Below are 2,701 nucleotides of genomic sequence, written 5' to 3' on the forward strand. Positions count from 1 at the left end.
TTGCTGCGCAACCTCCTCGACCAGCGGACGTCCCGTAGCCCTTGAGGCCCGCGTACTCCTCGCCATCGCTGAGTACGACGCCGTACCCCGGGTGCCAGCGCCGCAGCTGCGCAGGCCGGTGCGAGTAGTAGGTGAACAGGAAGTCGAACACCGGGTGCTTGATCCCGGTGTCGCGCCGGACGAGGTGCGGGGCGACGTACCCATCGATGCGCGCGGCGTGGGCCCGGGCCCGCTCCTGCCATTCCTCCGCATTCACGACGAGCAAGCCTAGGTCGATAGTCTCGGGGCGTGCGCATCGTCAGATTCACCACAGGCGAGGAGCCGTCCTACGGCGTCCTGACCGGAGACCTCGACGAGTACGGCCAGCCGGACGAGGACGCGGTTGTCGTCGCTCTCGTCGGCGACCCGCTCTACGTCGGCATCAAGCTGCTCGAGAAGGAGTACCGGCTCGCGGACGTCCGCCTGCTGGCGCCCGTCCTGCCGCGCAGCAAGGTCATCGGCATCGGCAAGAACTACGCGGCCCACGCCGCCGAGATGGGCGGTCCGGTTCCCGACGAGCCGCTGATGTTCCTCAAGCCGAACACCAGCGTGGTCGGCCCCGGCGACGCCATCCAGTACCCCCGCCAGTCGCAGCACGTCAGCTACGAGGGCGAGGTCGCCGTCGTCATCGGTCGCATCTGCCGCGACGTCCCGGCCGAGCAGGCCACCGACGTCATCCACGGCTACACGATCGCCAACGACGTCACCGCCCGCGACCTGCAGAAGACCGACGGCCAGTTCACCCGTGCCAAGGGCTTCGACTCGTTCTGCCCGCTCGGCCCGTGGATCGAGACCGACCTGGACCCGCAGGACTTCATCGACGGCCGCCGGATCCAGACCTTCCTCAACGGCGACGTCGTCCAGGACGGCACGACCGCGGACATGATCCACGACATCCCGGCCCTCATCGCGCACGTCTCCAGCGTGATGACCCTGCTGCCCGGCGACGTCATCCTCACCGGCACCCCCGAGGGTGTCGGCCCCATGGAGGTCGGCGACGAGATCGAGATCTCGATCGAAGGCCTCGGCACCCTCACGAACAAGGTGGAATCACGCGCATGACCAGCAACGTCCGGGTCCGGATGGCCCCTTCGCCCACGGGCAGTCCCCACGTCGGCCTGGTCCGAACGGCCCTCTTCAACTGGGCGTTCGCGCGGCACCACGGCGGCACCTTCGTGTTCCGCATCGAGGACACCGACAAGGAGCGCAACACCGAGGAGTCGTACACCGCGCTCATCGACCTGATGCGCTGGCTCGGCCTCGACTGGGACGAGGGCCCGGAGGTCGGTGGTCCGTTCGCGCCGTACAAGCAGAGCGAGCGGAGCGACCTGTACGCCGACGCGCTGGCGAAGCTGAAGGGCAGCAGCTTCACCTACGACTGCTACTGCACCACCGAGGAGGCCACCGCGCGCCGCAAGGCTGCCGGCTCCAAGGTCCAGGGGTACGACGGCTTCTGCCGTGAGCTCAGCCAGGCGCAGGCCGAGGCGTTCGTCGCCGAGGGCCGCCAGCCGATCGTGCGGTTCCGGATGCCCGACGGTTCGATCACGTGGAACGACCTGGTCCGCGGCGAGGTGACCTTCGAGACGGAGTTCGTCCCGGACTTCGCGCTGTGCCGCGCCAACGGGGACCCGCTCTACACGCTCGTGAACCCCGTCGACGACGCGCTGATGGAGATCACGCACGTGCTCCGGGGCGAGGACCTGCTGTCCTCCACGCCGCGCCAGATCGCCCTCTACGAGGCGCTCAAGGAGGTCGGCATCGCCAAGGCGACGCCGGAGTTCGGCCACCTCCCCTACGTCATGGGCGAGGGCAACAAGAAGCTCTCCAAGCGCGACCCCGAGGCGCACGCGCTGGCCTACCGCGACAAGGGCTACCTCCCCGAGGGCCTGCTCAACTACCTCGCGCTGCTCGGCTGGTCGATCGCCGCGGACCGCGACATCTTCAGCCTCGAGGAGATGGTCGAGGCGTTCGAGATCGGCGACGTCGTCCCGAACCCGGCCCGCTTCGACCTGAAGAAGGCCGACGCGATCAACGCGGCCCACATGCGGCTGCTCTCGGTCGAGGAGATCACGCACCGCGCGCTGCCCTTCCTCAAGGCCGAGGGCGTCGTGTCCGATCCCGTCTCCGACGCCGACGCGCAGCTCCTGGAGCTCGCGATGCCGCTCGTCGCCGAGCGAATCAACAAGCTGGCCGAGGCCCCCACGATGCTCGACTTCCTGTTCGTCGCCGAGGCCGACTTCGCGCTGGACCCCGAGGACGCCGAGAAGCTGCTCGGTGAGGCCGGGCGTCCCGTCATCCAGGCGTCGTACGACGCCGTGAAGGACCTGCCGACGTGGTCGACCGACGCGATCCAGACTGCCCTGCAGGCTGCGCTGGTCGACGGGCTGGGCCTCAAGCCGCGCAACGCCTTCGGGCCGGTGCGCGTCGCGATCACGGGTCGCCGGATCTCGCCGCCGCTGTTCGAGTCGATGGAGCTGCTGGGTCGTGACCGCAGCCTCGGGAGACTGCAGAGCGCCCTTGTCTGAGGATCTGAGGTACGACCAGCTCCAGCGGCTCGGCCCGCGTGGGCTGTGGCGGCCGTGGGTGGGGCTGGTGCTGCTCGTGCTGCTCGTGATGGCTGCGCAGCTCGTGATGTCCGTGGTCGTGATGGTGGTACTCATCG

General features: G+C 68.9%; 2 protein-coding genes and 1 pseudogene. 2 read left to right on the top strand and 1 reads right to left on the bottom strand.

Features of this window, described 5'->3' with window-relative positions:
• Positions 1–256, bottom strand: a pseudogene (locus ACOADB_RS15325) (hypothetical protein); the annotation flags it as partial.
• Positions 257–288: 32 nt separating this feature from the next.
• On the opposite strand from ACOADB_RS15325, the gene ACOADB_RS15330 reads away from it, so the two are divergent.
• Together ACOADB_RS15330 and gltX are read left to right on the top strand one after the other, a co-directional pair.
• A complete protein-coding gene (locus ACOADB_RS15330) occupies positions 289–1,101 on the top strand; it encodes a fumarylacetoacetate hydrolase family protein (protein ID WP_378600253.1) in 813 nt (270 codons plus the stop codon).
• Complete coding sequence (gltX, locus tag ACOADB_RS15335) at positions 1,098–2,564, top strand: glutamate--tRNA ligase (protein WP_378600256.1); 1,467 nt, start codon at positions 1,098–1,100, stop codon at positions 2,562–2,564. The genes ACOADB_RS15330 and gltX overlap by 4 nt, the downstream gene beginning before the upstream one ends.
• Positions 2,565–2,701 lie beyond the last annotated feature (137 nt).

The sequence above is a fragment of the Nocardioides sp. CPCC 206348 genome (assembly GCF_048654705.1).
Classification (GTDB): domain Bacteria; phylum Actinomycetota; class Actinomycetes; order Propionibacteriales; family Nocardioidaceae; genus Nocardioides.